We start from the raw sequence: 3619 nt of genomic DNA, 5'->3' as shown, positions 1-3619 counted from the left end.
GAAAATGCAGCCCGCTGGCCACACCCAATTCTACACCACATTGACGGACGCGACCTTCGCCTGCTAACTTAACAATGAAATGTGCTTGGAGGCTGGTAACAGGCGCTGTCGCTTGCGCAATTTCCGCGTGGATGCAGTTAATGGCCGCCCAGAACCCGCTTCTTGAGCGAATGGAGCGCAAACCACACGGATCCCAGGACCGGCAGCACCAGCAAAGCGATCGCAACTTCCGGATCAACCCAGTCAAAGTGATGGGACGCACCCTTTATGGCATACCCTAGCAGGCCGATGGCATAATAACTCACGGCCACTACTGAGAGGCCCTCGACGATCTGCTGCAAGCGCACTTGCATCGTCGTGCTGCGCTCCATCGATCGAAGCAGCTTCGCGTTCTGGTTCTCGATTCGCGTCTCGATGCGGGCGCGCAGCAGTTCGGAGATTTGGCGCGCACGCCGTGTCAGCTGGCGTTCGCGCTCAGTCAAGGCGGCGCAGGTGCGCGCTGCTGGCAGGAAGCGGCGTTCAGTGAAGTCGACGAGCGAAGCGAACCCACGGATCGGTTCCGGAGCAAGTTGTGCGAGCCTCTCTTCCACCAGACGCGAATAGGCTGCGGTAGCGTTCATGCGATAGCCGATTGACGTGGCAATGGTCGAAAGTTCCAGGCTGAGGTCAGACAATTGCGCCAGCAAATCATCGTCAGAGGCCACCGAGGACGTTACGGCCTTGGCAAGTGCGGCCAATTCGCGTTCGGCCGCGTCCAGCCTTGGCCAGGCCTCTTGTGCCACCGGCAGCCCCAAGAGCGCCTTGTTGCGGTAATTCCCAAGCTCCTGCAATTGCTGCAGTTGCCGGGTGAGATCACTCCGGTCGACTTCCCCGGCTGACACCACAAGGCGCCCCCGGCCATCGGGGTGAATGCGAAAATCCGACCAGATACGCACTCCCCCGGAGAGGCCGCATGACACAAGCTCGCTGCGATTGAAATCAACCGCCGGCAATGCCCTCTCGACTTCGGCTTCGTCGCCACCAACCCAGATCGATGTCGCGCGAATGATTGCGCCCGGCAGGGTTTCCGCCCAGTCAATGGCCTCGCCCACCGAAGAGTCCAGTCCGGGGTCGAGCAAAACTTCGATGGCGCGTTCCGGACAAAACACTGTCAGCGTCGAACCTTCGCTCTGTCGCTCCCATGTAAAGGAGACGTCGCCAAAGAGTGCACCTGACAGGTGGCGCGGATTCTCTTCATCCGATTGGCTTCCGCACAGAGCGGACAAGACTGAGCGCTCCGCCTCACGCTCGCCAGGCCCAACCTCAAGCACCCACTGGAACACTGCGACCGGCAGTTGCAACAGCGGCCAGCGACGCAAATGCATTTCGCTGACAACTTGCCGCCGCAACTCATGTTCTCGCATAGCCTCATTCCCCGCCAGTGGATTCCGGGCCAGACCTATTCAAACAAGCGCGAAGCCGCAATGCCGGTAAAATCGATCTCGGCTAGCTGCCATCGGACATGGCCGCAACAATGGGCAGCTATCCCTCGTTCACTCCCCAAAACCTGCCGTTCCGGACCGTCCAACAAAGTTGCCGCTTCAATCTTTGATCGGCCCATATGTCAACGGGTCCCTGGTCCAGGATGGACCGAGGTGGAAATCTTCGCTTGCCGACGGTACCGGGCCATCAGGTTGGGAGGCGACATAAGGAGGGCAGGGCGGCTCCACCTCTGCCTTCGTTCGCAGGACTTCGCCCATTGCACCCGCCCTTCCGCGGAGAATGCGGACCAGCCACGACAGGGACAGGAGCATAACGCCAGCTCCTCGCCCAGCGAGGCAGTAATAGAGGCAACGCTGGTAATCGTCGCAGTCCGCCGAAAGAATGCCTGCCAGCCTTACCTTTGCCCCGGGTGTCTTTCTCTGGACCGCCTCCAGCACCTCGAGCAGTTCCTGCGCCGCGTAGTAGGCGTCGAAGGGCTCGACGCCCAGGCTGGCATTTGCCACCATTCGCATGGTCGGCAAGATCTCCTCTTCGACGGCGGCATCCATCAAGGTGACCTCGGGATCGAATTTGCCAAGATCGAATGAGGTACGCATCGCTTTCTCCTTCGACACTCCGACTGCGTATGTGCCGGACCAAGGTCAATGAGCGATCGAAGGGGTCTTCGATGCAGTCCGAAGCGAGGGGAGGGCGGCCCTTTGGTGGACACCGTTTGCTCGACCTCCCGCCGCAGCGCACGCCGATGAAGGATCAGGCATCGACAAGCCGCATTCCCGGGCAGTCCTCGATCACCTGCGGCCGCCATTCGCCGCGATCGGGGTGCTTGATCCAGATCTGGTCGGGCTTGTACTCCTCGCCATCGAGGAATTTCTCGCGGAAGGCCTCCCAGGTCTGCGATTCTGACATCAGGCGTTCGCAGAAATGCACCTCGTCGCTGACGGCGATGAACAGGCGCCTGAGCAGGTCGGGCGCCTGGGACAGGTCCACCACGCAGCTGTCGAAGCGGGTGGCGAAACTGGCCATCTGGTCGCGCAACCTGTCGAGAATATCGCCGACGCTGTCATAGCAGGTGAGCGCCAGCAGCACCTCTTCTTCGCATGCATCATAGGGGTGCCGCTGTTCCCGCAGGTCCAACAGGCAGAGTCGCGGAAGGGCTTCCTGCCGTAGCCATACTCCAGCGGGCCATGCGCCGAAGATCAGCGATGCGTCACCCAGCGTCTCGAAACCACGACCGAGATTCTTGCGGCCGAGCATTTGGGTGTTGCCCAGATCGATGGCCAGAATTGCCTCCTTTGCACGCAGCTTGTCGGCGATGATTTCGGTGGCAACGCTGGTAACACCGGTGCCGCCGGCAATGCTCTGGACTGAGATTATGCGCATTTGTTGATCCTCCTCGTGAATGTGGACTTGTGGGGATGTGTAATTGTGGGTCTGTGGGCGTCAGAGGCCGAAAGTGCAGATCGCGTAGCCGGGCGGCGCGAGGCGCTCGATCCGCGACCAGAAGGTGCTTTCCCCATTGGGCGCACGCCGGTTGGTCGGCACCGCAATCTCTGCCATGGGGCCGCGAACCTCGATCACCGTGCCGCAGTTGCTTTCGTCGCCGATCGCCAGGTTCCGCTGGAACTCCGCGATCCGCTCGCTCGCTGCCTCGAACCGCTCTTCGACCGCGGCAATCCGGCGCTCTTCCTCGTCGACGACCGCAGCGGCATCGGCAACGGTCGGCAGTCGATCCGGGTGAAACAGGTAAATCGCCGTGGTGTTGGACAGGCCGCCGAACAAACGCCCCATCACCTGGCTCCCGATATCGCCGGACCGTGAAATCTCCGAATTATCCATCAGGAGAGACACGAACCCCACCAGCGGCTCGCCTCCGCTGCCGTCGCAGATCGCCACTTCACCGCGCCATTGATGACGATACCCGGTGGGTCGGGTCAGGTGGGCAATGACGCGGTTGCGGAACATCCCGGTCCGCAGGTCATCGGCCGGGACGATGGTGCCACCGTGAGCCTCGCAACTTTCTGAGAAGACCTGCTGGCTACGGCGCGTGACAATCATGGCGTCGGTATTGCCGCGCTCCTTGAAGAGGGCATAGCGTGGGAGGTACGCCAAGCAACGCTAAGGACGAACAATACCGGAA

The 3619-nt window shown here is 61.1% G+C and carries 4 protein-coding genes; all 4 read right to left on the bottom strand.

All coding sequences use genetic code 11. From position 1 onward, the window contains the following. Positions 1–137: 137 nt before the first annotated feature. The 4 genes from AX672_RS18070 to AX672_RS18055 all read right to left on the bottom strand — a co-directional run bounded on the left by AX672_RS18070 (position 138) and on the right by AX672_RS18055 (position 3591). A complete protein-coding gene (locus AX672_RS18070; protein WP_007015740.1) occupies positions 138–1403 on the bottom strand; it encodes a DUF3422 family protein in 1266 nt (421 codons plus the stop codon). Between the two features lie 177 nt (positions 1404–1580). Beyond that, entirely contained in the window at positions 1581–2078 is a 498-nt protein-coding gene (locus tag AX672_RS18065; RefSeq protein ID WP_039330979.1) for a hypothetical protein, read from the bottom strand. 154 nt (positions 2079–2232) lie between these two features. Continuing rightward, complete coding sequence (locus AX672_RS18060; protein WP_007015738.1) at positions 2233–2862, bottom strand: hypothetical protein; 630 nt, start codon at positions 2860–2862, stop codon at positions 2233–2235. Between the two features lie 60 nt (positions 2863–2922). After that, on the bottom strand, positions 2923–3591 hold the full coding sequence (locus tag AX672_RS18055; RefSeq protein ID WP_007015737.1) for a hypothetical protein: 669 nt from the start codon (positions 3589–3591) through the stop codon (positions 2923–2925). Positions 3592–3619: the final 28 nt, after the last annotated feature.

Origin of the sequence: Sphingomonas sp. CCH10-B3 (assembly GCF_001556185.1) — a bacterium.
Lineage (GTDB): Bacteria > Pseudomonadota > Alphaproteobacteria > Sphingomonadales > Sphingomonadaceae > Sphingomonas > Sphingomonas aquatica.
This window is presented reverse-complemented; position numbering and strand designations above follow the sequence as displayed.